The sequence below is a fragment of the Halobacillus halophilus genome (assembly GCF_020171985.1).
GTDB lineage: Bacteria > Bacillota > Bacilli > Bacillales > Halobacillaceae > Halobacillus > Halobacillus halophilus_A.
Window position 1 is genome coordinate 89,143 of sequence record NZ_JAIVAL010000004.1, and the last position, 26,474, is coordinate 115,616.

Annotated in this window: 29 protein-coding genes; 9 read left to right on the top strand and 20 right to left on the bottom strand. The window is 41.9% G+C overall.

Annotated elements, in window-relative coordinates:
- Positions 1–36 precede the first annotated feature (36 nt).
- The 8 genes from LCM11_RS08935 to LCM11_RS08970 all read right to left on the bottom strand — a co-directional run bounded on the left by LCM11_RS08935 (position 37) and on the right by LCM11_RS08970 (position 8,159).
- The gene (locus tag LCM11_RS08935) at positions 37–1,005 is read right to left on the bottom strand and encodes a sugar phosphate isomerase/epimerase family protein (protein ID WP_224893909.1); all 969 of its coding nucleotides are present in this window, start codon (positions 1,003–1,005) and stop codon (positions 37–39) included.
- A gap of 24 nt (positions 1,006–1,029) precedes the next feature.
- On the bottom strand, positions 1,030–2,070 hold the full coding sequence (locus LCM11_RS08940; protein WP_224893910.1) for a Gfo/Idh/MocA family protein: 1,041 nt from the start codon (positions 2,068–2,070) through the stop codon (positions 1,030–1,032).
- The gene (locus tag LCM11_RS08945) at positions 2,067–3,107 is read right to left on the bottom strand and encodes a Gfo/Idh/MocA family protein (RefSeq protein WP_224893911.1); all 1,041 of its coding nucleotides are present in this window, start codon (positions 3,105–3,107) and stop codon (positions 2,067–2,069) included. Before LCM11_RS08945 ends, LCM11_RS08940 begins: the two co-directional genes overlap by 4 nt.
- Before the next feature lie 15 nt (positions 3,108–3,122).
- Positions 3,123–3,842 carry a ThuA domain-containing protein gene (locus LCM11_RS08950; RefSeq protein ID WP_224893912.1) on the bottom strand — a complete coding sequence of 240 codons (720 nt, stop codon included), beginning with the start codon at positions 3,840–3,842 and terminating at the stop codon, positions 3,123–3,125.
- Between the two features lie 29 nt (positions 3,843–3,871).
- The gene (locus LCM11_RS08955) at positions 3,872–4,936 is read right to left on the bottom strand and encodes a LacI family DNA-binding transcriptional regulator (protein ID WP_224893913.1); all 1,065 of its coding nucleotides are present in this window, start codon (positions 4,934–4,936) and stop codon (positions 3,872–3,874) included.
- Between the two features lie 20 nt (positions 4,937–4,956).
- The gene (locus LCM11_RS08960) at positions 4,957–5,781 is read right to left on the bottom strand and encodes a carbohydrate ABC transporter permease (RefSeq protein ID WP_014644782.1); all 825 of its coding nucleotides are present in this window, start codon (positions 5,779–5,781) and stop codon (positions 4,957–4,959) included.
- Positions 5,781–6,641, bottom strand: coding sequence for a carbohydrate ABC transporter permease (locus LCM11_RS08965; protein WP_224893914.1), 861 nt, complete (start codon positions 6,639–6,641; stop codon positions 5,781–5,783). The genes LCM11_RS08960 and LCM11_RS08965 overlap by 1 nt, the downstream gene beginning before the upstream one ends.
- 204 nt (positions 6,642–6,845) lie before the next feature.
- Positions 6,846–8,159, bottom strand: a complete 1,314-nt coding sequence (locus LCM11_RS08970; protein ID WP_224893915.1) for an ABC transporter substrate-binding protein — start codon at positions 8,157–8,159, stop codon at positions 6,846–6,848.
- A 534-nt stretch (positions 8,160–8,693) separates the two neighbouring features.
- On the opposite strand from LCM11_RS08970, the gene LCM11_RS08975 reads away from it, so the two are divergent.
- The gene (locus tag LCM11_RS08975; protein ID WP_224893916.1) at positions 8,694–9,125 is read left to right on the top strand and encodes an Hsp20/alpha crystallin family protein; all 432 of its coding nucleotides are present in this window, start codon (positions 8,694–8,696) and stop codon (positions 9,123–9,125) included.
- On the opposite strand, the gene LCM11_RS08980 is transcribed toward LCM11_RS08975, so the two are convergent.
- Positions 9,122–9,583 (bottom strand): hypothetical protein, encoded by a 462-nt coding sequence (locus LCM11_RS08980; RefSeq protein WP_224893917.1) that lies wholly within the window; start codon positions 9,581–9,583, stop codon positions 9,122–9,124. The two genes, LCM11_RS08975 and LCM11_RS08980, sit on opposite strands and share 4 nt — an antisense overlap.
- 44 nt (positions 9,584–9,627) lie before the next feature.
- On the opposite strand from LCM11_RS08980, the gene LCM11_RS08985 reads away from it, so the two are divergent.
- Genes LCM11_RS08985 through LCM11_RS08995 form a run of 3 tightly spaced genes read left to right on the top strand, consistent with a single transcriptional unit; the run spans position 9,628 to position 10,452 of the window.
- Positions 9,628–9,828 carry a hypothetical protein gene (locus tag LCM11_RS08985; RefSeq protein WP_224893918.1) on the top strand — a complete coding sequence of 67 codons (201 nt, stop codon included), beginning with the start codon at positions 9,628–9,630 and terminating at the stop codon, positions 9,826–9,828.
- A gap of 5 nt (positions 9,829–9,833) precedes the next feature.
- On the top strand, positions 9,834–10,154 hold the full coding sequence (locus LCM11_RS08990) for a hypothetical protein (RefSeq protein ID WP_224893919.1): 321 nt from the start codon (positions 9,834–9,836) through the stop codon (positions 10,152–10,154).
- 1 nt (position 10,155) lies between these two features.
- A complete protein-coding gene (locus tag LCM11_RS08995; RefSeq protein ID WP_224893920.1) occupies positions 10,156–10,452 on the top strand; it encodes a hypothetical protein in 297 nt (98 codons plus the stop codon).
- On the opposite strand, the gene LCM11_RS09000 is transcribed toward LCM11_RS08995, so the two are convergent.
- From LCM11_RS09000 to LCM11_RS09010, 3 genes are read right to left on the bottom strand one after another with little or no spacing between them, the layout of a single operon-like run.
- Positions 10,437–10,685, bottom strand: a complete 249-nt coding sequence (locus tag LCM11_RS09000) for a hypothetical protein (protein WP_224893921.1) — start codon at positions 10,683–10,685, stop codon at positions 10,437–10,439. The genes LCM11_RS08995 and LCM11_RS09000 overlap by 16 nt on opposite strands.
- Before the next feature lie 12 nt (positions 10,686–10,697).
- Positions 10,698–10,943 (bottom strand): hypothetical protein, encoded by a 246-nt coding sequence (locus tag LCM11_RS09005; protein ID WP_224893922.1) that lies wholly within the window; start codon positions 10,941–10,943, stop codon positions 10,698–10,700.
- 60 nt (positions 10,944–11,003) lie between these two features.
- A complete protein-coding gene (locus tag LCM11_RS09010; protein ID WP_224893923.1) occupies positions 11,004–11,207 on the bottom strand; it encodes a hypothetical protein in 204 nt (67 codons plus the stop codon).
- Between the two features lie 290 nt (positions 11,208–11,497).
- Between LCM11_RS09010 and LCM11_RS09015 the strand changes: the two genes are divergently transcribed.
- Positions 11,498–12,247: a sugar phosphate isomerase/epimerase family protein gene (locus tag LCM11_RS09015; protein ID WP_224893924.1), complete on the top strand. Its 750-nt coding sequence runs from the start codon at positions 11,498–11,500 to the stop codon at positions 12,245–12,247.
- Positions 12,248–12,334: 87 nt separating this feature from the next.
- On the opposite strand, the gene LCM11_RS09020 is transcribed toward LCM11_RS09015, so the two are convergent.
- Positions 12,335–12,664: a helix-turn-helix domain-containing protein gene (locus LCM11_RS09020; RefSeq protein WP_224893925.1), complete on the bottom strand. Its 330-nt coding sequence runs from the start codon at positions 12,662–12,664 to the stop codon at positions 12,335–12,337.
- 289 nt (positions 12,665–12,953) lie between these two features.
- Between LCM11_RS09020 and LCM11_RS09025 the strand changes: the two genes are divergently transcribed.
- The 3 genes from LCM11_RS09025 to LCM11_RS09035 all read left to right on the top strand — a co-directional run bounded on the left by LCM11_RS09025 (position 12,954) and on the right by LCM11_RS09035 (position 15,849).
- Positions 12,954–13,673 (top strand): CBS domain-containing protein, encoded by a 720-nt coding sequence (locus LCM11_RS09025; protein ID WP_224893926.1) that lies wholly within the window; start codon positions 12,954–12,956, stop codon positions 13,671–13,673.
- Positions 13,666–15,390 carry an ABC transporter ATP-binding protein gene (locus tag LCM11_RS09030; protein ID WP_224893927.1) on the top strand — a complete coding sequence of 575 codons (1,725 nt, stop codon included), beginning with the start codon at positions 13,666–13,668 and terminating at the stop codon, positions 15,388–15,390. Before LCM11_RS09025 ends, LCM11_RS09030 begins: the two co-directional genes overlap by 8 nt.
- A gap of 105 nt (positions 15,391–15,495) precedes the next feature.
- Positions 15,496–15,849, top strand: coding sequence for a PilZ domain-containing protein (locus tag LCM11_RS09035; RefSeq protein WP_224893928.1), 354 nt, complete (start codon positions 15,496–15,498; stop codon positions 15,847–15,849).
- A 126-nt stretch (positions 15,850–15,975) separates the two neighbouring features.
- Here LCM11_RS09035 and LCM11_RS09040 read toward each other — a convergent pair whose 3' ends face one another.
- The 5 genes from LCM11_RS09040 to LCM11_RS09060 all read right to left on the bottom strand — a co-directional run bounded on the left by LCM11_RS09040 (position 15,976) and on the right by LCM11_RS09060 (position 23,948).
- A complete protein-coding gene (locus LCM11_RS09040) occupies positions 15,976–16,962 on the bottom strand; it encodes a class F sortase (RefSeq protein ID WP_224893929.1) in 987 nt (328 codons plus the stop codon).
- 107 nt (positions 16,963–17,069) lie between these two features.
- Positions 17,070–18,413 (bottom strand): copper amine oxidase, encoded by a 1,344-nt coding sequence (locus LCM11_RS09045; RefSeq protein WP_224893930.1) that lies wholly within the window; start codon positions 18,411–18,413, stop codon positions 17,070–17,072.
- 182 nt (positions 18,414–18,595) lie between these two features.
- Positions 18,596–21,682, bottom strand: coding sequence for an efflux RND transporter permease subunit (locus tag LCM11_RS09050; RefSeq protein ID WP_224893931.1), 3,087 nt, complete (start codon positions 21,680–21,682; stop codon positions 18,596–18,598).
- Positions 21,669–23,012 (bottom strand): efflux RND transporter periplasmic adaptor subunit, encoded by a 1,344-nt coding sequence (locus tag LCM11_RS09055; RefSeq protein WP_224893932.1) that lies wholly within the window; start codon positions 23,010–23,012, stop codon positions 21,669–21,671. Before LCM11_RS09055 ends, LCM11_RS09050 begins: the two co-directional genes overlap by 14 nt.
- 315 nt (positions 23,013–23,327) lie before the next feature.
- Entirely contained in the window at positions 23,328–23,948 is a 621-nt protein-coding gene (locus LCM11_RS09060; RefSeq protein ID WP_224893933.1) for a hypothetical protein, read from the bottom strand.
- Between the two features lie 311 nt (positions 23,949–24,259).
- Between LCM11_RS09060 and LCM11_RS09065 the strand changes: the two genes are divergently transcribed.
- Positions 24,260–24,448 (top strand): hypothetical protein, encoded by a 189-nt coding sequence (locus LCM11_RS09065; RefSeq protein WP_224893934.1) that lies wholly within the window; start codon positions 24,260–24,262, stop codon positions 24,446–24,448.
- 17 nt (positions 24,449–24,465) lie between these two features.
- Here LCM11_RS09065 and LCM11_RS09070 read toward each other — a convergent pair whose 3' ends face one another.
- Complete coding sequence (locus LCM11_RS09070; protein WP_224893935.1) at positions 24,466–24,771, bottom strand: hypothetical protein; 306 nt, start codon at positions 24,769–24,771, stop codon at positions 24,466–24,468.
- 108 nt (positions 24,772–24,879) lie between these two features.
- Entirely contained in the window at positions 24,880–26,307 is a 1,428-nt protein-coding gene (locus LCM11_RS09075; RefSeq protein WP_224893936.1) for an S-layer homology domain-containing protein, read from the bottom strand.
- Between the last annotated feature and the right edge of the window lie 167 nt (positions 26,308–26,474).

The window sequence follows — 26,474 nt, forward strand, 5'->3', positions numbered from 1 at the left end:
CCCCTTTTGCTGGAAAAGGGGTTTCTGCTTATTTATTTACGCCCACCACATCTCGGCTGGTGGTTCTTCAATCAGCACCGATCTCAAGTTTTTCACTGCTTGACTGAAACCTTCGTTAATCGACATGATCGGGTCTTCATGCTCAATGCTGACCACATGATCATAGCCGTAAGTTCGTAAAGCACTCATAATATTCGACCATTCCTGTGTCCCGTGGCCATACCCTACGGAACGGAATGTCCAGGCACGAGTCCTCACATTCCCATATGGCTGCATATCTGTAAGACCGTACATGTTTACATTTTCCTGGTCAATATACGTATCTTTCGCGTGGAAATGGTGGATAGCATCTTCATTTCCAAGAATTTTAATCGCAGCCACCGGTTCAATGCCCTGCCACCAGAGGTGACTGGGATCCAGGTTCGCACCAATAGCCTCATTAGTAGCTTCACGGAGCTTAAGCATCGTATATGGCGTATGAACAAGAAAGCCTGCGTGAAGTTCAAGACCTACTTTAACTCCGTGCTCTTTTGCAAATTCTCCCTGCTCTTTCCAGTAAGGAATCAACTTTTCGTTCCATTGCCATTCTAACACATCTGAGTACTCCGCGGGCCAGGGTGTGACCGGCCAGTTTGGTGCCGTATCGTTTTCATGGCCGCCCGGTGTACCAGAGAAAGTGTTCACAACCGGAACATCCATAAGGCTTGCCAGTTTAACCGATTTTACAAAAGCTTCGTGTGATTCTTCCGCAAATGCTTGATCAGGGGAAATCGGATTTCCATGGCAGCTGAAGGCACTGATCGTTAATCCGCGGGAATGTACTTTTTCTAAGTATTCGTTACGCTTATCTTCGCTTTCGAGCAGCTCATCAACGTTACAGTGAGCATTGCCTGGATAGCCGCCCGTGCCAATTTCCACTGCCTTAAGTCCAGAAGCTTTTACGTGATCAAGCATGTCTTCAAAAGATTTATCGGAAAATAATACCGTAAATACGCCTAGTTTCATGTTATGACTCCTCCATTCATTCGTTTAGTCTAGCTTCACACTTGTGCCGGTTTCACTGCTTAAATATATCGCTTCCATTAACTTCGTCACCTGAAGGGCCTGCTCGGGTTTAACGATTAATTCATCCTGACCGAGGCAGCTGTCGACAAAGTTTTTGGCCTGATACAACCCTGGCTTTGGTTCGCCTTCACGAATCTTCGCTGAACTATCCCATAATGCTCCGTATTTGGCCTGATACAGCTCAAAAGGATACACGCTTAAGCCGCCATCTACTCCAGAAATGCTTAATTTTGTATCATCATCTTTAATATTCGCGGCCCAGGAACATTCAAATTGTAAAGATAGTCCGTTATCAAACGTAATATAACTGGTTACATGGTCATCCACATCAAACGTCTCATGATCGAAAGCTCCCCAGTCGTTGACCTGATCAGGAGTCTTACTCAAACGATCATAAGCTCTTCCCATAACCTCGACAGGCTTAGGGTCATCAAGGAGCCACAGAGCTAAATCGAGTAAATGGCAGCCAAAGTCAATCAGGCTTCCGCCGCCTTGCAAATCTTTATTGGTAAACACGCCCCACCCAGGAACTTTACGTCTCCTCATCGCCTGTACACGTGTCACCAGCGGATCGCCAATCTCGTTGTTATCCATTGCTTTTCTGGCAAGCTGGGCTTCAGGGGTAAAGCGATAGTGATAGCCAATAGAAAGCAGGCGATCGTTTTTCTTAGCTGCAGCGATCATACTGGTACATTCTTCCGTAGTAATTGCCATTGGCTTTTCGCAGAGTACATGAACCCCTGCGTTTAGTGCGGCAATTGCGATTTCCGCATGGAACTTATTTGGTGTGCAGATCGTGACAGCATCCACCTTCTGAAAAAGGTCTTCGTAATTCTCAAAAACATGAGGGATATCGAATAGACGAGCAGCTTCTTCCGCCCTGTCTTTATTTAGATCCTGTACAGCCGTCAGTACTACGGAATCCTCTAATTGTTGAAAAGAGGGGATATGCCTGCCCTGGGCAATCCCCCCTGCTCCGATGATCCCCATCTTCAAACGTGTCACTTCTTGACCCGTTCCAAACTGCTGATTTGTCTTGTTTCTCCAGAGCGAAGCGCTCCCAGGATGACGTCCAGGGATTTCATTCCTTCTTCTCCTGTGATCAACGGCTCTGTATCATTCTGGATACTTTCTACAAAATGATCGACCACATGAGAATTGCTCTGTCCGCCTTCGTCATTGGATTGGATTTTGCCAAGCTGATAATTTACGATATCTCCATTTGTGTACTGCGCTACTAAGGAGTAAACTGGGTCATCCTCTAGACGCAAGGTTCCTTTCTCACCATAGATAACGGTTGAATTATCTTCTCCTGGCTGGTAAGCCCAGCTTGCTGTCATAGTGCCTACCACGCCTTCTTCGCTGCGCAGAATGCAAACGGCATTATCATCAACGGTAATATTTTCTTTGGCATTGTTCTCGATAAACCCTGCTACATCGATAAACTCTTGTCCCAGTATGTAACGAAGTAAATCTGCCTTATGTACTCCGAGGTCGCCCATCGCACCTATAAAGGCTTGATCTTTCTTGAAGAACCAGCTGTCTTTTCCTTCTGCACTCCAGCCTTCCGGGCCGCCGTGTCCAAATGTCGTGCGGAAACTGTACACTTTTCCAAGAGCTCCTGAAGCGATCAGTTCTTTCGCTTTTACATGAGAAGGAACAAAGCGCTGATTGTGAGCAATCATCAATTTCTTGTTATTTTGCTCCGCGGTTTGAATCATTTCTTCCGCTTCTTCTCTGGAAGTTGCCATTGGTTTTTCACATAACACATGACAGCCGGCTTTTAATGCGGCAATGGATACAGGTGCGTGAAGATAGTTTGGGAGACACACACTGACGGCATCCACATTCTCTTTAGCCAAAAGATCTTCATAACTCGTGTAAGCGGTGGCGCCATACTCTTCAGCTACTTCTTTAACTCTTGCTTCAACAATGTCACACACAGCTGTGATCTCTACATTTTCATTCGCATCATATTCTAATAAGTGCCGATTTTGAGCAATGCTTCCACATCCAAGGACAGCAATCTTCAGTTTAGACATAGTGAAAACCTCCTGTTATTTAGTAGAAATTTCTTCTAAAGGCTGGGCATTCCCATAAACATTTTTCGGGGTATTCGTGTTATTTACCCATTTTACACCATTTTTGATTACATTTTGAATTTCTTTATTGTGGTAAGTTGGATAGGTTTCATGCCCGGGACGGAAATAGAAGACTTTCCCTCTTCCACGTCGGAAAGTTGCTCCGCTTCTGAACACTTCTCCACCTTCAAACCAGCTAAGGAAAATTAATTCTTCCGGTGTCGGAATATCAAAATGTTCACCGTACATTTCCTCTTTTTCAAGCTCAATATACTCTCCCACACCTTCTGTAATCGGGTGAGTTGGATCCACGACCCACAAACGTTCTTTATCGTCAGCTTCTCTCCATTTCAAATCGCAGGTCGTGCCCATGAGTTTCTTAAACACTTTAGAAAAGTGAGCGGAATGTAAAACGACAAGTCCCATACCTTCCAAAACACGCTGCTTCACCTTTTCAGCAATTTCATCTTTTACATCTTCGTGTGCTTTATGTCCCCACCAGACAAGTACGTCGGTTTCAGCTAAGACTTCATCGGTGAGGCCGTGTTCTTCCTCATCAAGTGTAGCCGTTTTCACATTTTCGTGATCTTCTCCAAGAAAGCCGGCAATAGCCCCATGAATTCCTTCCGGGTAGATATCACTAACTACCTTGTTTTCTTTTTCATGGCGATTTTCATTCCATACTAATACGTTCATAATTTCCTCTCCCTTTCTTTATCTCTTTTTTAATGTGGTGCCTGGTAGTCTTGTTCTGACTCTGATTTTTCAACCTTATGTCTTATACAGGATTCTCTTTCGACAATAATGGTCGGGATAATAATGCTCTTTTTCACCATATCGGGATGATTCAGTAATTCGATCAAACTCCTGGCCGATTCGTGACCAAGCTGGAAGGACTGCGTATCGACTGTGGTAAGCGGTGGTTTTGACAACCTGGCAATCATCGTATTGTTAAACCCCACAATGCTCATTTCATCCGGTAAACGAATTCCTTTATCCTCCAGGGCCCTCATGACCTTCATAGAGTTGTAATCATCTGTTATCACAAGTCCAGTCGGCGGTTCGGTCAACTGCAGCAACTCTTCCACCACGGTCTCAGCATCCGCTTTGCCGGATTGGATATTCTTCAAATAATCCTCCGTCAGTTCCAGTCCTTGCTCTCTCAGAGATAATTTAAACCCTGACAGCCGGTCACGTGCCACCTCGTAATGAGAGTCTCCGCCGACAAACCCAATTTTCTGATGGCCAAGGCCAATGAGATAATCGGTGACTTCCTTACTGGCCTGAACATTATCATTATCCACAAACATGGTATCACTCGTATGAGAGACTGGTTTTCCAATCATAACGAATGGAAAGTTGCATTCCCTTAAGTAAGGAACAACGTTGTCATCTTCTCTTGAGTACAGGACAATCACACCGTCCACTCGTTTACCCTGAACCATCTTCACCACTTCCCGGTAAATCGATTCCTCTGTATTCCCAGTGGTTAAGTAGATACTGTAATCCTTTTCATGGCAGGCATCACTTATTCCTCTGAGCAATTCCGAAAAGAAAGGATTATCAAAAGAATGGACAGAAGCCACCTTTGTCACGATCCCAATCGTTTGAGTAGACTGGCTGACAAGAACCCGGCCATTGTAGTTCAGGTGATAGCCGAGCTCATCCATAACTTTCCGAACCCGGCGCTTCGTTTTTTCACTGATTCTCGGGCTGTCCGAAATGACACGGGATACAGTGGACGGGGCAACATTTGCTTTTTTGGCTACATCTTTAATAGTGACAGACACGTGCATCTACTCCTCTGACTCTATTTCACAGCACCCTCAGAAACGCCATTAATGATTTGTTTCTGTGCGAAGAAATACCCGATAATAACCGGAAGAATTGCAATCGTCAGCCCTGCCAGAGCCAAGTGCCATTGTTTCGTGTACTGTCCGAAGAAATAGAACATTTTAAGTGGAATGGTTGCATTCGCTTCACTTAATACTAAAGAAGGCAGCAAGTAATCATTCCAGATCCAGATAGTGTTCAGAATCCCAACAGTCACGGATATAGGTTTTAACAGTGGGAAAATAATATACCAGAACAACTGGAAGCGGTTTGCCCCATCAATGATTGCGGCCTCATCCATAGATTTAGAAACACCCGTCATCGCCCCGTGATAAAGGAAGATCGACAAGCTGCACCCAAAACCAAGGTACATGAAGATTAATCCGCCTGCATTCAGCATGTCCGCTTGTCCAAATATAGACACGAGCGGGATCATAACAGACTGGAATGGAATAAGCATCGCAGCAACGAAAATGAAGAAAATGAACCCGCTTAATTTACTTTTATTACGAGCAAGAGCATAGCCGGCCATGGAAGAAAACAAAATGATGATAGCTATACTGCATCCGGTAACAAGCACCGAATTAAACAATGATTTAAGAAAAGCTAAGTCGACAAAGGCCTGTGCAAAGTTATCAAAAGCGAGTTCAGATGGGAAACCTAAAACCCCGCCGAAAATATCACGTTTTGTTTTAAAGGCATTGACGACCATTAAGTAGAAAGGAGCGATCCACAATAAACCAAGCAGAAGGCCAAGAATTTCAATGGAAAATAAATTACGTTTTTCCTGATTCTTTTTCATTACATCTCAACCTCCCGTTTCTTGTTGTAATACACTTGGGTTAATGCAACGACAGCCACAATTAAGAAGAAAATAACTGCCTTTGCCTGCGCATAGGCCATTTGGTTATCAGAGAACGCCGTACGAACAATCTCCATGGACACCATTTGTGTCGAGTTAAAAGGTCCGCCGTTTGTGAGTGACAAGTTCTGATCATAAATCTTAAAGGACATCGACAGCGTTAAGAACATGCTGATCGTGAAAGCTGGCGCAACAAGCGGAAACGTAATGTTTTTAAATCGCTGGAAACTGCTCGCGCCATCAATTTTAGCCGCTTCGATTAAGTCTTTCGGAATGTTCTCAAGATAAGCAATGTAGATGATCATGATGTACCCGGCCATCTGCCAGGCTGTTAAAATGACCAGACCCCAGAAACCAGTATTTGTCGTGGATAGCCAGCCATTCAGACCTTCAATACCTGTTAAGTTCGCTATGTCGCCAAATACACTAATGAAAATAAACTGCCAGATAAAACCTAGAATCAAGCCGCCAATCAGGTTCGGCATAAAGAATACAGTACGCAATAAATTATTGGACTTAATGTTACGTGTCACAATCAAAGCCAGTGCCATTCCAAATACATTGAGGAGCAGAACCGTGACGACTGCAAATTTGATTGTAAACCAAATCGATTGCATGAATTCGTCTTCCTGGAACAAATTAATGTAGTTTTGGAATCCTAAGAATTCCGTAGCTGTAAGTCCATTCCAGTTTGTGAATGAATAAATAAAACCATAGATGAACGGAATAACGACAACAATTCCCAACCCGAGGATCACGGGAGTTAAGAATAACCAAAAGGCAAGACTGCGGTTTTTCATGTAAACCTCCTCCAATACTTTACACGTGCACTTTTAGGTAAAAAAAGTCCGTGGTTTATCGATATGATATCGATTTCATAATTTGATAAAATAAACATCTCTCCTATTAGACTACCTATACGTCTAAATATCCTAATAGAGGAGATATTTATATGTACCAGCAGGATCGTTAATAAGCGATCCTGCTGGCTGTTTAGTTACAGACTACTGACGAGCATCTTCCCAGGCTTTCGTTGCCTGTTGTTCAACTTCTTCCCAGGTAATGTCACCTGCGATATACTCCTGCATCGCTACACCTAGAGCATCTTCTGTCCAAGCTGTTGGAGCACCAAGGAAGACCCAGCCCAGTGTATTTCCTTCTTTTGCATAGTTATAGATTTCCTGAGAAATTGGATCCGCAATTTCCTGATCTTCATAACCTTCATATGCCGGGATAAACTTGAATTCTTCTGTTACGAATTTCTTACCTGTGTCAGAAGTGTACATCCAGTCTAAGAAATCTTTACTTGCCTGCACGACTTCCTCTCCAGACTCTTTATTTACTACCCAGTAGTTAGGAACGCCAACTGGAATGCTTCCTTCATATCCTTCTACAGGAATCGGAAGAAGCCCAACGTTGTTTTGAGCAAACTCTTCATCCATAGAGGCAATGGTGTTATACACCCAGTTCCCCTGTTGAATCATCGCTACATTTCCTAGTGAGAAATGCTCCTCAACCTGTTGAGAATAGTCAAGGCTCAATGTTGGTTGAATAGAGTTATCATTTTGCAAGTCTGTGAAACGCTTCATCTGGTCACCCATAGCGAATTCAACTGTGTCAGCTTCATAAGCTTCCATCACATCATGGTTAAACTCATCGGCAAGATAGGCATTAGCCAAGTGGTTACCCATTACCCATTTCTCTTTAGCAGGGAATGCAAATGGTGCTTTAATACCCAGCTCGTCCTTTTTACTGTTAAGCGTTTCTACAGCTCCTTCTAAATCATCCATCGTTTTAATTTCATCTGGATTGATTCCGGCTTCTTCAAAGACTTTCTTATTGTAAAGCAGTCCGTAACCTTCCTGGTTGAATGGCAGACCTAAGATTTGGTCGTCACGCTTAACACTTGTCAAAGTTCCTTCAAGAGCAGCGCCCGCTGCTTCTGTATCAGATAAATCAGCTAAGTATTTCTCATATTCGTCCACGCTTGTTGGACCGCCAACGTTAAAAATGTCCGGTTCCTCTCCTGAAGAGAAGGAAGTTTTCAGAGACGCACCATAATCATTTCCGCCGCCAACCGTTTTAACATTAATATTCACGTCAGGATTTTCTTCTTCATACATGGAAACCAGTTCTTCAAACTGATCTTTAAATTCGACTTTAAATTGGAAAACATCCACCGTTACGGCGTCTCCAGATGCTTCCTCTCCTTCTGAATCTCCACCGCTGTCGCCTGAAGAGAAGGAGCAGCCTGTTAATGCGATACTAGAAGCTAGAAGTGCAGTAGCAATACCCGAGTAAAATTTTTTACCTTTCATTTTTCCACCCCTATTTTTCCGAATTATTGAATCCGCTTTCAATACGTGGCAAAAAAAATAATTGATCTTGCCACACCCTAACTACAAGGGTTGCGCATACGTTTGCACGATTGTTATGAAAAAAACTCATTCACTAGATTAAAATCTCTTAATTAAATGAGCTTCCCTACCAATGAACAGTTTTGTGAATACGTTTGCACAAAAATTCAATAACTCTTAAGTTAAGTAAATAGTAACACGGTCCTTTTGTAAAAACAACAAATAATTTTTAAAAAATTCTCGAAATTGGAAGCGATACCAGATTAGATTAGGAAATGGCGGATGTCATTTAATAGAAAAAAGATGAATAATCTTGTCTTCTGCCGAACCTAAATGGCCAAGGTTACGATCGTACTTAGTCGAAATGGTCGTAGTTAAGTAGTGTTTACTTAAATGCTTATTATTAAAGCTGTTTTATACGCCAATCGTTCATGATTCCAGCATCATGAATTTAGTTTGCTTCTCATAAACTAAAACAGCGGGGTGAACTTACTTATGAATAATAAGAACAGTAACGGTAAATTAAACTGGAATGCTTTTTCTGAAAATGTTGAGAAAGTTCTGGGTGAAGACTTCTGGAACGATATGCATCATGTCATTCCTAAAAGAGGGCCTTCTTATGACTATTATGAGACAGAGAAAGAAGGCGTTATAATTGTAGACCTCCCCGGTTATCACTCCAATGACCCCCTTCACTTATCCCAGCAGGGTACACAATTAATTATTAAGGGGCGAATCTCCTATCCCTACCCTGTACCTGAAGAAAAATTACTTCACAGTGAAAGGTTGAAGGGTGAATTCAAAAGGATCATTCCCGTCCCCTTTCATTTCACGTACGAAGACGTACAAACATCCTATAAAGACGGGGTTGTTCTGATCAAAATCACAAAGAACTCTTCGGCAAATGAAATAGAAATCCAGTTTTAATAAAAAACGTGGATTTCTTTTTCATAATCCTCTCTCTTTTTGTGGAGACGTACTTCAATCGTTCCATCGCTGTATTGAGCAGATATATTTCGCCGGCTGGGCTGTCCGGGCAAAGGAATCGTTTTTTTCCCTTCCCCTACGCCTTCCACATATAATTTACAGTTACCAAGAGTGAGACGCAGTGCGTCCATATCTGTTTCTTTAGGCAGTCGAATTTGAACAACATAGTAAAGCATTAACTCCACTACCTCATAATCAAAACCTGTCTGTTCCTTAGGATCAGAGGTGGAATTGGGCGAATTAAACATATGCTGCGTTGGTTTAAGAGCATCTTCAATCGATTGCTGGACATATTTATTGATATTGGCCATATCAAACATTGAATTTGAAAAAGGGAGTCCCGGCTTGCCGTCCTTTTGCTGGTCCGATTGATTGAACCACTTCATAAAATCTTTCATGCTTACAAAATCCTTTCATACCTTAATGACAGGAGGTGGATACTATGACGCGTATATCTTTTCAAAACCTCACCATTGACCAAGTTTCCAACTCTTCAGGAATTTACTCTGGTACGAATGTTCAGTCCAAGTTCTCTGCTCATCATCACAAAAATGAAGGCAACGGAATGATTATAGGAAACAACAATGTCCTGCAGCAAAACAGACATCTGATTATTAAAAAGCCAAATCCTCACGGAGAATAGCTGTCATGTTTTTTGGCAGACGAAAAAAACCATCACATGACCTCGAACACCTCTACAAAGAAATCTTGAAGCTCCAGAAAGCTGTTTTGGAAAATCAGGGTAAAACGGTAGAGTACCATTTTCATTTTGACAAAGTTGATATCCACGACCCTAAACTGGAGCAATTAAGTTTTCAATTGGATCATTTGGATATAGAAGATTTAAGTGGGGCTTTAAATCTCGGAAATAACTTTGGCGTGCATGTGAAACCATCTTATACAGAGAAACCTAAACTGGAAAAAACAAAAGATGGTTTAAAAATTACTTTCAAAGATAAGGAGGAATAACTTGAACTTTCTTTCTCCTAATTTCTTCATCCGCAATATTCATATTGGAACTGTAGAGGACGCTTCATGTGTCAATCTCGGAAATAATGCTCCAAGCGGGTTTGAAAGCCATAAAAAACATAACCAGGGGTTTGGGAATGTTTATGGAGACGGTAATTCCCTTAAAGGCTTGCGCTCCATCCTAAGTGATTCAGCGATCCTGGATATGATGGTGAACAGCAAAGATCAGGAAGTACCGGAATGGATTCAATCAATGATAAAGAATGAAATGGAAAAGGATACTCAAGAGTCTCCATAGCCTTTTCCATTGGATTCTTTGATCGTTTCTTCTTTAATAGGCATATCCACCATATCTTCATCGTGGATCACATTGATATTCTGATGCACTACGTTACCGTTTCCAACAATGGTACCTAAAGCTGAATTTTCTTTTTGGTGAGAAGACCAGTTGTTTTGACTATTAGATCCTACAAATATCCCTGAACTCATTTTAATCTGATTGACGTTAATGCAATCGAAGTGGACCTTCATATCATCAGTCCCTTAGTATTGAACGTTAGGCTGCGGGTTACTGATTTCCGGGTTAGTAACCGGCACATCTATTACATCATTATCGAAAATGGTGTTTACATTATTTGTTGCAATAATTATTCCCACAGGAATGCCGGCAGCATTATTATTTTTCCCCTGCCACGACCAGTCGGCTTGATTATTTTGCCCGGTTGATATTGTTGCATTATCATTAAGTGCATTAACCGCTATCTGATTAAATACTACGGAAACAGGCATCTATTTCACCTCACCTCATTGTTAAAATATCCTATTCCAGGCCGCAGGGGAACGTGTCAGTCACCTAGGTGTTTGATTATTCCCAGCGGCTCCTCTCCACCGTTCCTCTTCCATAAGATCATAGCAATCTATACACAATTGGATATGAACTTTCCAATCTTCTTCCGGAATGACCAGGTCATCCTCACTTACTTCCCTCTGGCAATTCCAGCAGATTTTATTTCTTCGATTGATATCGCGGAGGAACTCGTCGAATCTTCCCATGTTTTTCTCCTCTTTTCATGGTTTGAATATGTTCAGCATTGTTAATTTTTTATATTTTTTTCCGTATAGGCTAATACATGACTCCGGAGTATGGTGTGGGTGGATCTCAATACTCAAAGTATAAGATACTGCTTACTCTTCTACTAATGAGTAAGTTATGATCTTTAAAGGTAATGAACACTGATTATTTAATTTTTTATAAATAAATCCCGCATTTTTAAAAGGGTTTTTCTCTCAAATATCTAATGTTGTATAAAGAGAGATAATTATTTAGAAATGGGGATTCACAAATGAAAACAATACCAGTTGCCGCACAAATGTACACACTAAGAGAAGAAGCAGAAAAAGATTTTGCCGGTACAGTCAGGAAAGTAGCTGAATTAGGCTTTGATGCTGTAGAGTTTGCGGGGTTCGGCGGATTATCAGCCAGGGAAATTAAGAGTTTACTTGAAGAAACAGGTTTACAGGCGGCTTCCTGCCATGTTCCTCTGGATGATTTAAAGAATAATCTGGAACAAATCATTAATGACCAGAAAACAATCGGAAGCTCTTATATCGTCTGTCCTTACATAGATGAACGTGAGGAAGAAGATTACCAACAGTTAATTCCTCTTTTAGATCGTCTGGGTGAACAGTGTCGTCAGGAAGGTATTACCTTGTGTTACCACAACCATGATTTTGAACTGCAAAAGCTTTCGGATGGCCGTACAGCTCTCGAGACCATCTTTGATGATACTCAAGCTGAAAACTTAAAAACAGAATTTGATATCTACTGGCTTAAAAAAGCAGGGGAACAGCCGGATGAGTGGCTGAAACGATATCAGGGAAGAAGCCCTCTTTTGCACTTGAAAGACATGACGGTGGATGACGAATCATTTTTTGCAGAGCTCGGAACGGGCGGGGTAGACCTGGATGCTGTATTCCATGCAGGTGAAGAAGCAGGAGTACAGTGGTGGATTATTGAGCAGGATGAGAGTCGTCGTTCTCCTTTAGAGAGCCTAGCGATCAGTATGGATTACATTAAACAGAAATTTAAATAAAAAAATAAGGCGCAGGCTTTTTAATAAAGTCTGCGCCTTTTCTTGGTATGTAAAAAAGCCTGAGTTCACTTGTGGAACCAGGCCTGATTATTTGCTTTGATGGATCTTCCATTTATTAAATTCCAAATATTCGCGAAATTGGTCTTTAGACACTCCTGAATTCATAGCTTCCTGGACAAGTTCCAGCCAGTCATCATCAAGCGTTTCATCCTTTGCATCTGACTCTCCGTGAAGAAGAAAATTAATAGAGACATCCAATTCTTTTGATATTTTTTCTAAGAATTGAATCGATGGGTTGGTCTGGATATTACGTTCAATGGAGCTTAAGTATGACTTTGCAACTCCAGCCCTCTCAGCTAATTCAGACAGCGACATATGACGGGCTTTGCGAATTTGTTTGATGCGTTCACCGATCATATTTTCACCTACTTTCTTACCTAATATGAGTATAGCATATTTTATGAGAACGTTCTATTTAAAGCACAAAAATCAGTAAGTAGACCTATTCTTGAACATTATAACTCATTCTTTTGTATCTTATAACACAATAGTTATCCAAAATGCCTATGTACTTCATTCCTATTATATTCATCGGCTGAGAACTCATTTATTTAAGTTTTTTATTCCGAAAGATCCGGGTTTTGATGTGTGAGACTTTGTTCAATCAGATATAATAAAGATAAATAAAGAATAACAGGTGATTATTATGAACGATCTCGTTGAACGTTTCGAGGTAGCCTTTAATCAAATCCATCAGCACCTCAAGGAGTTTAATGGGTACCCTAAAAATGATAATTTCGTTGAATTATTACAGCGAAGTAAGTTGAAGCACAGTGTGATCCGCGTCCACTTTGATCTTCTAAAACAATATGCAAAACTTCGAAATGCACTCGTCCATGAGAGAATACGCGATGATTATTACATTGCTACCCCTCATTTGGAAGTAGTCGAGAGCCTCGAGCATATTAAACAAACGCTTGATCAACCTCCTGAAGCGCTTGAATTTGCGACTCAGCCGGTCATTTTCTTTAAAGACACCAGCCTCTTGACCGAAATTATGGCCGCCTTTGATCAGCAGGGTGTTTCGCAATTTCCTATCTATAACGGAGACAATGAGTTCCTTGGTTTACTAACAAATGACGGGATTGTTCGCTGGTTTGCCCGTTCAGTAAATCAAAATCTTGTTAATTTGACGGATATTACGGCCAGAGATGTCCTTCAAGATGGGTTAAACCCAAGTATAGAATTTTTATCCTCTCACGGAACGGTGTATGAATTAGAAGAACGATTTGAAAGAAGTCTTGAAGAGGAGCGTAAATTAAAAGCGGTGATTCTAACTGAATCTGGTAAAGCCAATGACGCTCCTTTAGGAATCGTAACCACCTGGGATTTAATCAAGGTGGATCGGAGGAATGAGGATGAGTGAAGAAAAAACGACGGTTCGGGAGTTCTTCAGGTTTATTAAGGGTGGGATTCCTTCTAAATGGATTCTTACCCTTGCCATTGTCCTCAGCCTTTTTGAAACAGCAGCCAGCCTGGTGGTTCCATTATTCACCAGGAATTTAGTTGACGGGTTGTCTACAGATTCTTTGAGCACCGGACTCATTACCTTTCTTATCATAACTTTTATAATTCAAACGGTTTCCAGTGGCTTTTCCTATTACTTGCTTGCTTATATTGGAGAACACATCGTTTCATACATAAGAAGACAGTTGTGGGAAAAGGTTCTCCATCTGCCGGTAGCTTATTTTGACGAGCATGAATCCGGTGAAACGATGAGCCGGATCACACAGGATACAAACACAGTTAAAAATTTAATTACCAATCATCTGGTTACTTTTTTCACAGGAATTATTTCCATAATTGGAGCTGTGGTTATTCTGTTAACCATTGATTGGAGAATGACGGTCATTATGCTTGCCGCCGTTCCCCTTTCTTTTCTTATCATTCTTCCACTAGGACGAATGATGTACCGTGTATCTAAAAAAATGCAGGATGAAATGGCCGACTTCAGTGCAAACCTCGGTCGAGTTCTAAGTGAAATCAGACTCGTTAAATCATCTAATGCTGAAAGCGCAGAAAAGGCCAAGGGACGAGGTGGAATCAAACGTCTTTTTACTTATGGCTTAAAAGAAGCGCGAATTCAGTCCGTGATCTCCCCGTTTATGACGACCATTATTATGGTCGTCCTCGTTATACTTATAGGATATGGAGGTGTGCGTGTCGCTTCCGGTGATCTGAGTGCAGGCTCTCTTGTAGCCATTATCATCTACATGTTTCAAATTATTGTCCCCTTCAGCCAGATGGCTACGTTCATGACGGCTTTCCAAAAGGCTATGGGGGCTACTGAGCGGATCCAGTCTCTCTTAAAAACGCCTGCTGAAATAAATACGCAGCGCAGTAATTTTGAAATGAAGCCTCTTCAGTTCCATGACGTGTCCTTCTCCTATACTGAGAACCAGATGGTTTTATATGATTTGAATTTTACAGTTCAACCTGGAGAAACAGTCGCCCTTGTGGGTCCAAGCGGGGCCGGAAAAACGACTGTATTTTCTTTAATTGAGCGTTTCTATGCCCCCATCTCAGGTGAAATCAGAATGGGAGATACGCCCATCCAATCAATTAACCTCGCTTTGTGGCGGCAGTCCATTGGTTATGTTTCACAGGAAAGCCCTATCATGGCAGGGTCTATCCGTGACAATGTGTGCTATGGTCTTGACCGGAGCGTAACACATTCAGAAATTGAACATGCCCTAAACCAGGCTAATGCTTATGAATTTGTAGAAGCCTTACCCGAACAGGTAGAAACTTTGGTCGGGGAACGTGGAATTAAGCTCTCAGGAGGTCAGAGGCAGCGCATAGCCATTGCTCGAGCCTTACTGCGCAATCCTGCCATCCTGCTATTGGATGAAGCGACCTCGAATCTAGACTCAGAATCCGAAGCTGCTGTACAGTCAGCTCTAAAGACTCTTATGCGTGGCCGCACTACATTTATCATTGCACACCGGTTGTCTACAGTGGTTGAAGCCGACCACATGCTTGTATTTGAAAAAGGACAGGTGACAGGGCAAGGAACTCACAAAGAGCTTTATGATCAAAACATTCTCTACCGGCAGCTTGTTGATCAGCAGATCATATCATAAGGGTATGTTTTTACTAAATTTTTCATATGAAAAATGTTATTGTTGTACCATATCTTGATGATGTATATTATTAGATTAACTATACTTAAGTAAAGGGGTTTAGTTATGGCAGATGAACGAAGAATTGAACCATTCCGCTACTCATTTAATGAACCGCTGCCAGGGTTTTATAATAAAAAACTAAGCCCGAATATTTCCGGGCCGCTGCATGTGAAAGACATCAGCTTGAATGGCCTGCGGTTCTCTTGTGATGAGAACCCGGATCTGTCTATGAAAGATGAAGTTCTTCTCTCCTTTATTTATCATAAAGTAACGTACTCAGCCGAAGGACGGATCATTTGGATCAGCTCAGACAATGGGACGATGACTTGCGGGGTTAACGTATTTAAGTTCCCTGAATCTCTCCGCCATGAAATCCACCGCTTAGGTGACTCTCTGAACAAACATAAAAATGTCTAATATTCTAAAAGCCTCCCACACGGGAGGCTTTTTTGGATATAAACACATCACCTCAGGTCATCCAAATATTGGATGACCTGAGGTGGTAATTTTTGGTTTATGGGTGATAGGTGATGGTGATTTGTGTTATTTTGATGGAGCCGTTTTGGAAGGTTCTGATTCATTTCCTTCTAAATCAACCGTTGTTACATAATACGTATATTGAGAAGCTTCAGGATCTGCATAAGCTTTTCTCTCATGATTAGATATACTGGCAACTTTCTCAAATTTCTCTCCATCCTTACTTCGATATACTCTATAGCCGGCCACATAATCTTTGCGAACAGCGTACCAAGTAACGAGGCTGCCGTTAACTTCGATGTTCGTAGGAGCTTTAATATCCGACTTTTCCTTTTCAGCTTGTTTTAAGGTTGAATACACGACCAGACGATCCTGGTGACCTCCTCGATCCCTTATAAACTCTCCTGTACAGGTAATAAGATTCAGCCTTTTTTCATCAGTGGGACCAAAAATCCGGCCGATTGGAGACTCTTTCTCAGGATAACTTTCCAACTTCTGCACGACGTATGTTTTCTCTTCGCCGCTTTTATCGGTGACTGTAATTTCATCCCCTTTTTCAAGCTTATCCAAGTCATAGAAAACCGCAGGACCTGTACGACTGTCCACGTGCCCGGCTATCACTGAATTCCCTGTATTTCCAGGCTCTGTCCCAGGCTCGAACCACCCCGCTTTATCCGGATCATCAGGTACGCCCATTTGCCCATTATCCAGGACGCCGACCGACTCAAGATCAGAATTCACATCGATAGCAGGGATTTGAATATTGGCTGGAACAATTCCAGTTTCTTTCTGCTTTTCTTCTTTCACTACTTCAGAGGAGTTCATATCCTTATTTTTATTAATTACGGTGAACTCTCCGCCAGCCACCTGTTCCTTCAGCTTTTCCTCAGGAGGTGTAATATCTGAGGCTTCGACTTCTGGATTTTCAATTCTTTCTACTTGAGTTTCCGAATCCGAACCAGTCAGATTCGCCCATACATTCGTTTCATACCCAACCATGAGAAGGGCAACTATTCCTACGACTGTAAAGTAAATCTTCCACTTCATCTCCATAACCCATCACCTTTTCTTTTCTTGGTTAGTCATTGTTTTAAAAGACTTAAGAAGAGAGGGGGATCCTCTCTTCTTAAGTCTAACGAACCAACTCATGTGAAGCGAATTTATTGATTAGATTTCTTTCTATAAAGTACTCCACCTGAGAGAAGAGCAAGAATTCCAAATGCTGCCCAGGCCCACACCGATAGTGAACCTGTTTCACTCATACCTCCCATTCCAGTATCAGGCATTTCTTCTGGCATCTGTTCATTAGCAAACTGTTCTGGCATTTGTTTAGCTATCGCATCTCCAAGCGTTTCACCGATCCCAAACATAAAACCATAGCCCTCGCGGTAACTGTTGTAAGCAGCTTCATAATCTTCCGCTGCATAGTGATCAAACGTTTCAAGCACATCTTCTTCATGTGTCCATACCGCTTTAGTTGCAGCTTCTTGAGGGAGATTTCCTTCCGTTGCGTCAGCTAAGAAAGAACCGAAATCTTCAGCAAACATTTTCAAACTTTCTTCTGCGTCCATGCGGGCTTCTTCATTGCTTTCCAAAGCTGCCGTTACAACATCAGATTGAGCCGTTATATGATTCTGCTGCCATACTTTCTCAAATTGCTCTGCTCCTTCTTCTCCATAAAGAGACTCAATAGTTGCAGTAAAGTCTTTCGTGTGTTCATTTTCTGCCCAGGTTACGAAGTCATAATCTGGAGCCTGGTTAAATCCTTTTTGCATTTCAAGGGTGGCAAGTGCAAAGTGCTCAGACGCTAGCGCATTCAAGTTAGAACGAAGATCTGCTGCTTTTGAATCTGCTGCAGTCTGATCAAATTTATCTGGCATTTGTGTTGTAATGGCCGTTGACAGGGCTTTACTAATGTCAAACATACGATGGAATCCATCGCGGAATGATTGATAAGCCTTCTGGTAATCCTCATCTACATAGTGGTCAAAAACGTTTATTACGTCCTCTTCATGAGCCGCAAGTGCTTTCTTAGCTGCTTCTTCAGAGAGATTCCCCTCTGTTGCTTTTGATAAGAATGCTCCAAATTCATTCACAAATTCTTCTACTTCCTGTTCAGCCGCTTTACGCGCTTCAGGGTCATCGTTCTTTGCTGCTTTGACAAAATCGTCAGAGTAATCATTGTGTCCTCTGAATATTCTCTCAAACTGAGCTGCTGCTTCTTCACCGTACACAGAAGCGATCGCCGGTGTCATATCCTGCGCATTTTGATCGAGTTTATTCCAAACCTGTTCGGCGTCTTCAGCGTCCTCATAAGATTTCATCATATAAGTGGTAGCCAGTACAAAGTGTTCGGATAACAGCTTGTCCAAATCTGCTCTAAGATCTGCAGCCGGAGTTTTGACTGTCGCTTTAGCGTCCCCGTGGTTATCAGCCAATGCTGCGGATGGCGCTAATAGCAGTATCGCCATCATAACGATTACAATCTTCTTTAGTGATTTCATGTTCTCACTTCTCCTTTAATTTTTTATTTTTTCCGTTGATTGATTTGCTTTTCACATAGCTATCGTCTAATAAAATCAATTGGATCACCTTTTTTGTAAATTTCTTTTTTAATTTCTTAGAAATAAAAAACACCTCAGGTCATCCAAATTATGGATGACCTGAGGTGGGAATAAATAGGAGTCTATTCTGTTGTTTCTTCTGTTTTGTTTTTACGAAACTTTCCGGTGATCTTATTGGATAAATCATCAAGATACGTATAAACCACCGGTATTAAGATAAGTGTAAAGAAACTGGACACCGTCAAACCAAAGATAATCGTAACGGCTAGAGGCTGCTGAGCTTCCGCACCGCGCCCGATCCCTATGGCCAGCGGCACCATTCCAAGAACCGTTGTCAGCGTAGTCATCAAGATAGGACGGAGGCGGTTCGGTCCAGCCTCAAGAATGGCTTCATAACGGTCATAAGATTTTCTTCGCAGGATATTAATATAGTCTACAAGTACAATAGCGTTGTTGACCACAATACCTGCGAGCATGATAATACCTACAAATGCCGGGAGACTGAACGGTAAATTCGTAATAAACAGACCGCCGGTAATACCAATAAGAGTTGCAGGCAAGGAGAACATAATGATGAACGGAAACAGGAAGTTTTCAAATTGGATGGCCATTACGGCGTAGACAAGGAAAAGGGAGAAGATTAAAGCTAAGGAAAGATCTCCAAAAGCTTCCTGCATATCCTGTGCCTGTCCTCCAATTTCAAAAGAATAGCCATCCGGCATGTTCAGGCTCTCCAATTCTTTTCGAACATCTTCTGTTACACTTCCCAGGTCTCGTCCTGCGACTTCCGATTCCACGTTGACCTGCGGCTGCTGGTCCTGGCGAAGCAGCGTAACCGGCCCTTGAACTTGTTCAAGTTCAGCAATAGAAGCAAGCGGAACAAGTCCTCCATTTGGTGTTTGTACCGACATTCCTTCCAAGTCAGAGATTTTCTGTCTTTCATCTTCAGGTAAAATCAATCGGACATCAAGTTCGTCGCCACCCTGGCGATACCTTGTAGCAATTTGGCCATTAAACGCAAGCTGAGTCTGTCCAATTACCTGCTGATAAGAAAGACCATACTGCGCCGCTTTTTCCCGGTTTACATTAATTCGCATTTCCGGACGACCTTCCTCTGTAGAAGAAGTAGCATTAGTAACGCCATCGACTTGATTCATAACATAAGAAACCTGATTGGCTAACTGTGAAAGAACTTCAAAGTCGTCACCATTTAGCTGTACTTGGAGCGGGGCTCCTGTGCCCAGTCCTGCATTCAATTCACTTACTTGAACTTCAGCACCAGCCAGACCACTCAGAGATTCATCCAGCTGTTCCATTACTTTCTGTGTTGTCCTTTCCCGTTCATCCGGATCAACCAGTTGTATGGTGTAAGAAGCCTGATCAGAGGAGCCATTTCCAACGCTGCCCATACCGCCTCCACCAACGGATAAGTAGCTCACATCAATAACATCTCCGAACTCTTCAATTCGTGAATCAATTTGGTTGGTAAACTCTTCTGTTTCTTCAATAGACGTACCGGCTGGCATTTCCACACTCACTTCAATTTGTCCCTGATCAGAAGGAGGTATGAATTCTGTTCCAATGAGAGGTATTAAAGCTGCACTTCCTGCTATAAGAGCCAATGTAATGGCTATGGTCGTCTTTCTGAATTTTAATACCCTTCGTAATAAGGAACGATATTTATCATTAACCTTATCAAGGAACCGGTCAAACCAATAACGTCGTCCGCTATCTTTCAATGATTTCGTCAGCAATTTCGAGGAAAGCATAGGGATTAAAGTTACCGATACAGCTAGCGATGCAATTAAGGCAAACATAATAGTCAACGCGAGAGGTGTAAATAACTCAGATGCAATCCCCTCAACAAATATAATGGGTAGAAATACGACAAGCGTCGTTGTAGCTGAAGCAACTACAGCTGGAGCCAATTCAGAAGCTCCCTCTTTAGCCGCTTCCACCATCGAGTACCCCCGCTGCCGGTAGCTGACGATATTTTCCAGTATCACGATAGAACTATCCACCATCATCCCTATTCCTAAAGCAAGTCCACCCATCGTTAATACATTCAATGTTTCCCCTGTGAAATACATAAGGGTGAACGTTGAAATAATCGCAATCGGGATTGAAATACCAATTACAAGAGTGGCCCTGATACTTTTCAGGAACAAAAGTAATACAAGAATAGAGAAAATCCCGCCGAGAATAATGTTCAGCACAACACTGTTAATCGAAATCTTAATAAATTCAGATGTATCCAGAACGATTTCCGAGCTTACATTTTCCGGAAGATCCACACTTCCTTCATCAAGTGCCTCCCGAACGTTATTAGCTGCTTCCACGGTATTCGCATCAGTTTTTTTAAGAACGGAGAGTACAACCGAAGAAGAACCATTTACTTTTGCAACTGTATTAGAATTAGTAAGCTTTTCTTCCACCTCAGCTATTTGATCCAAGGTTACCTGCGCCCCGGATGGGGACTGAAGAATCGTACTGCGAACATCTTCAATCGACTCAAACTCTCCATCGATTCTAATCTGCAGATCTTTTTGTCCTTTATCTACAGCACCTGCAGAGGCCGACTGATTGGAAGCATTCAATGTTTGAACAATGGTTTGAGAATCAAGCCCATACTGTGCCATCTGAGCACGATTCACCAGAACCTGTACTTCGCGTACCTTGCCGCCTTCAATACTTACAGACGCCACGCCTTCCTGTCTTTCCAGGAAGGGGACAAGCCGGTTCTCAGCCACTTGCTGTAATTCTTCAGGATCATCACCTGATAATCCAACTGTCATGATCGGGAGCTGCTGCGGGTCAAAGCGCAGAACACTAGGTTCTCCCGCTCCGTCTGGAAGAGCAGCCCGCGCCTGGTCTACGTTTTCCCTGACCTGAAGTAAGGTACTGTCTAAATCTACTCCGGTATTAAATTGCAGCAGAACGAGCGAAGCCCCAGCCTGCGATTGGGACTGGAGCACTTCAAGACCTTCAATCGAACTTACGGAGGATTCGACAGGCCGGCTGACCAGTTCCTCTACCTCTTGTGGCGCTGCTCCTTCATAGGAAGTGGAAACGACAGCAATGGGCAGGTCTATCTCTGGATAAAGGTCAATCGTCAAACTTCGTAATGAAACAAATCCTAAAGCGAGAATAGCCGCGACAATCATGATAACCCCAACAGGGCGTTTGACAGACAGATTAACTAGCTTCACTCTGTTCGTCCTCCTCCATGATCGTCACTTTCCCGCCATCCGTAAGAGTCAGCTGACCCGTAGTAATCACTTGAGCATCTTCTGGTAGTTCAGCATTAATAGCTGTACGTTCGGTTTGAGCTTCCACTACTTCCACATTTACACGCACAGCTTTCCCATCCACTACGTGGTAGATATAAGATTCATTACCTTCTTCCATTACAGCATCCGTAGGTACAACCAAACTGTTTTCCACTACCGTTTCAGGCAGTAAGAAAGTCGCCATCATGCCTGGTTTAATACTCTCTTCACCATTTTCAACGGCTGCTTCAACAGGGTAAAGACCCGTATCATCAGGAATAGAAGACACGGATTCTACAGTAGAAGTTATCTTCTCATCTAGCGTACTAATTTCCACTTCCAGTTCATCTCCATCATTGAATAGAGAGAGCTGCTCAGCTGTAATTGATGCTGTTACCGTCATAGGGTTCAGTCCTACAATAGTAGCAAAAGGCTGCTGATTCGTTACCAGTGCGCCCTCTGTTGCTTCAAGGGTAGCAATCTCACCAGAAGCTGGTGCTTTTATAATTTTATTCGACGTCTGATCCTGCGTTTGGTTCAGCTGGACATTCGCCTGTTCTACTTGCAGTTCAGCCTGATCGACAGCAATCCTCGCTTGTTCCAACTGCTGACGAGCTTGATCTACCTGTGCCTCAGCCTGAGCTATGCCCGAAGATTGCTGCGAGCCACCCTGGAGCTGTTTAAGTTGAGCCTGAGCCTGATCCGCCCTGCTTTGAGCCTGCTGATACAGCACCTCAGGAATGATACCTTCTTCAAAAAGTGATTTCGTCTGTTCAGCAAGACCCTGGGCTTGCTCATATTGCTGCTTAGCCATCTCTTTCGCCTGAGCATTTTGATTTTCCTGTGCATCCTCGGCCTCTTCAGCTAATTCCAGCTGATCCTGCGCATTCTCGACGCCACTTTCTGCTTGTTCTTTAGAAATCTGCGCATTTTCGAGCTGTTTTTCTGCCTGGCGTACTGCAATTTGCTGAAGTTCAACCTGGCTTTCACCATCCCCAGGATCCACTACACCAATTTGCTGCCCTTCTTCAATCCGATCTCCTTTGGAAACGTTCAGTGTAACCAGCTCTCCAGGGGTTTCAGAAATGACGGGGGTCGTATCAGAAGTTGTGGTTCGTCCAATTATTTCACGATTTATAACAAAATCCTCTGTCTGAACTTGTTCAACTTCAACCGGTGTTACTCTCTCCTCTGTTTCTTCATCCGTGTTGTCGTTTGAACAGGCGGCCAGAAAAATTAATAGAAATATCAGCACGGCTATTCTTTTCATGTAAGACTTCCTCTCCTTCTATATCTAAGCAGCTCATTTAACAAACCAGAAAACTAGTGTACGTCGGCAATTATGTAACTTTTTCATTTCCGTAGTGTTTCCTCGAGGACAACTTCCATTCCTTCACGTTCAATTCCATTCTGACCAAGTAGTCATAATTATGAATAATGTTACTAAAGTACGGATTGTAATGCAACTTGTACAAAACACTCTAAAATGACAATATTGTGTCACTTTTTCTGGAAAAAAGTTTATTTTTGAATTTAAAAAAGTACTCATAAAAAAAGCCGGACCCTGGGCTGGATCCGGTAATTTTTATTGAATAATATTTCCGAGCTGCGCTGTCATTAAGTCCAACTTTTTGACCTTTGGAAGATTGTAATCTCGAAAGCGTTCATCAAAGTGCCTGAACATCGGCTCCATAGCTTCATCATCGATTAATTCAGTATAAGTTCTGTAAGCATGCTGATATTGTTTCATGTAACGCTTCATTTTCTTTTCAAAACCAGACAAGTGATAAGTTGAAGAAAAGTCGAATGCTTTCACAATATCACTATCGTATGTTGGGAACTCAGGATTGATCGCATGCAGCATGGAAGCCGCTAATGGGAACTGCATAGTCGGGTTGCCTTTGTGGTTCTTAATCTCGTACAAACTCTTGGTAATTTGTACAATGTTCGGTCTTTCCTCTTTTCTCTGCTCTTCCATCAACTTAAAATAAGATGTTTCGAACTCATTGGTTAAGCTCGGGTTGTCTAATCGGAAAAAATAACGAAAGATAAATTGATATAAACTATCATCAGGTACGTAAGTATTCTGGAACTCTCTATGAAGATAGAGGTAAACGTCCAGTTTTTCCTGTGGAATTTTGTTGACTACACTTTCAAAGTCTTCTAAAAGTAAGTCCTTTAAATCGCTTGCCGTTCTGTATTTCATTAATAATCACCTCTATTCGCTTATTCCACACCAATAAAACCAAGAAACGTAAATTTGTAAAGTATTTATTAATGTGTATCTTACCTCTATTTTACATAAGCGAAACGGATTTTCCAATCAATTTCAAATAGTCGGACTTAGTTTTAGAGAGTCCGGAAAATTGTTTATATTTTCCTTTCCTTACCGATATAACTATTAAGCAACAGACGAACGTGCCTTTATCACCCTTAGCAGGAGCATAAATTATAACCCTGCTTTTGTAATACAGCCTGTGGCATGTACTTATTTCATTTAAAAGGCGGGGAAGCTACGTGAATCAGACGGCAAAAACATTAGCAGTCAGTGGAGTCATTACTTTTCTAGCTGGAATTGGGTTGCTATTACTCGATTTTTTGTCAGCCTTTCATTTTCTTATTCCTCTTCTGACCCTGGGCGGCATATGTATGGTGGTCATTTCAGTATTTTTATCCTCTAATAACAAACACAAGAAAAGCCGCTAAGTTTAGCGGCTTTTCTATTATTGGTTGTCTTTACTATCATTTTCGTTTTCTGTCATGTCATTCTCCATTGTATCTTCGTTCGTCATATCTTCTTCCGTAGCATCATTTTCCCCATCCGTCATGTCTTCTTGATCCATATTTTCTTCATCGTCCTCATTCATACCGTCTTCATTCATTTGATTCTCTTCTTTGTTCTCTTCCTCATTCATGTTCTGTTCTGTGTCATTTTCTTCTTTACCCATTGGATCTTCATCCGTACCACAGGCACCAAGAAGGGAAACCATCAGCATAGCAATTAGTAACTTAATTGATAGAGACTTCATTTGTATTCCTCCTTTTTAATGATTACGACCACTAGTATGTCCTTACTGGTAAAACTCATCCATTTTTACCAAAAAAATTCCGGCCGAAGCCGGAATTTAGTTGAAGCTTTAATTCTTCTTCTGATATTCAATGGATCGAATTAAAAAGGCAGCAAATTGCTCTCTTGTCACTGTTTCGGATGGGCCGTACTGGTCGGCACTTACTCCAGAAGTAATTCCCGCATGATACAGTCGATTTACTGATTCGTCATACCAAATGTTATCTTTTACATCCACAAATGGATGCTCTTTCGTTGTTTTCTCAAAATTATAGACATTCTGCAGCAGGACAGCCATCTCACTCCGCTTCAAGTCATCTTCTATATGGAAGTATCCTTTCTCATCTCCATTAAAGATACCTTCATCAGCTACAGCAGATACAGTATCAAAATAACGGTTCTCAGGTGATACATCCACAAAACCAGGGTCCGGGCGACCAGTTATTGAAAGATTTTCAGCACGGACGAATAGCATAGCAGCATGAATACGAATTAAATTCTCATTCATTCCAAAAGTATCTTCATTATGACCTCTTAGTATGTTCATATCGAATAATTGGTCAATACTCTCTTCAGCATAATGATTAGGAGGTACATCTTTAAATTTATTTCTTAAATAATTCGATGCTACGTATCCTGTAGTGCCGTTTTCTTTTTCAACTTTATACCATACAAATGGATTTAAACTGGCCGGATTTTTTTCATACGTATAGGAAGCATCGATTGTCAGGTGTTCTCCCTGTTTCACTTTTCCTATTACGTTCGTGTTGGAAGTTGTCGGCTGGGAGCGCAAATTAACCTCTTGAACGGCTCCAACGGTTTGACCCTTTTTATAAAAATAGTTGGAAGATGTAAATGGCTCCAGGAAACGATATTCCATGGTTACAAACCGAATGTTATCCCTTTTGGCAGGGTCATAGTCAAAGTCATCCCTTGTAAAGTCCAATTCCCCAAGTTCGCGGTCCATATTTCTTTCGATGATCTCGAACACTTCTTCTTGATAAGCTTCTGTATTGTCGTCACCATTCTCCTGAAGCACCGGACTATTTACTGGTTTAATACCATTATAGGCCATTACAGCGAAATACCAGTTTTCTATATAATTTCTTTGATATGCGTTAACAGGTCCTTCACTTTTATTGATGGATGGCAGGTCGTTTCGATCATACATTTTGTTTAGAATCTCGACACCAGCTTCAATATTATACACAATATCCTGCTTTAAGCTTGACTCCTCATAGTTACTCTTCTGCGTCACTTGCATGATCCCAATTCCGCCATCTTCTGAGATAAGCGGTTTATTGTCTTCATACTGTTTCCATGCACTTTCTTTTTCAGCAACCGCTTTAACAATTTCAGAAGGTACATCATACTTAACAGCCGCCTCTGTAAGAAGACAATTGGTGGTTTGCTGGTCAGGGTTCACGCCCTCTGCTTGTTCGAAGCTGCACTTATCTGCAATTTGTGTTTCTGCATGTACACTTGGAATGAGAACCATGTTCACGACGCCCAGGAAAACCAAAACTCCAAAGGCTCTAAGATAATTTCTAATGCGAAGCCACTCCTTCTGCTAGATTAATAGATTTATTTTTTCAACGCTAGAATTATACCATTTTTTACCTTTAAATAACATAAAAAACGACCCGGACCTTAAGATCCGAGTCA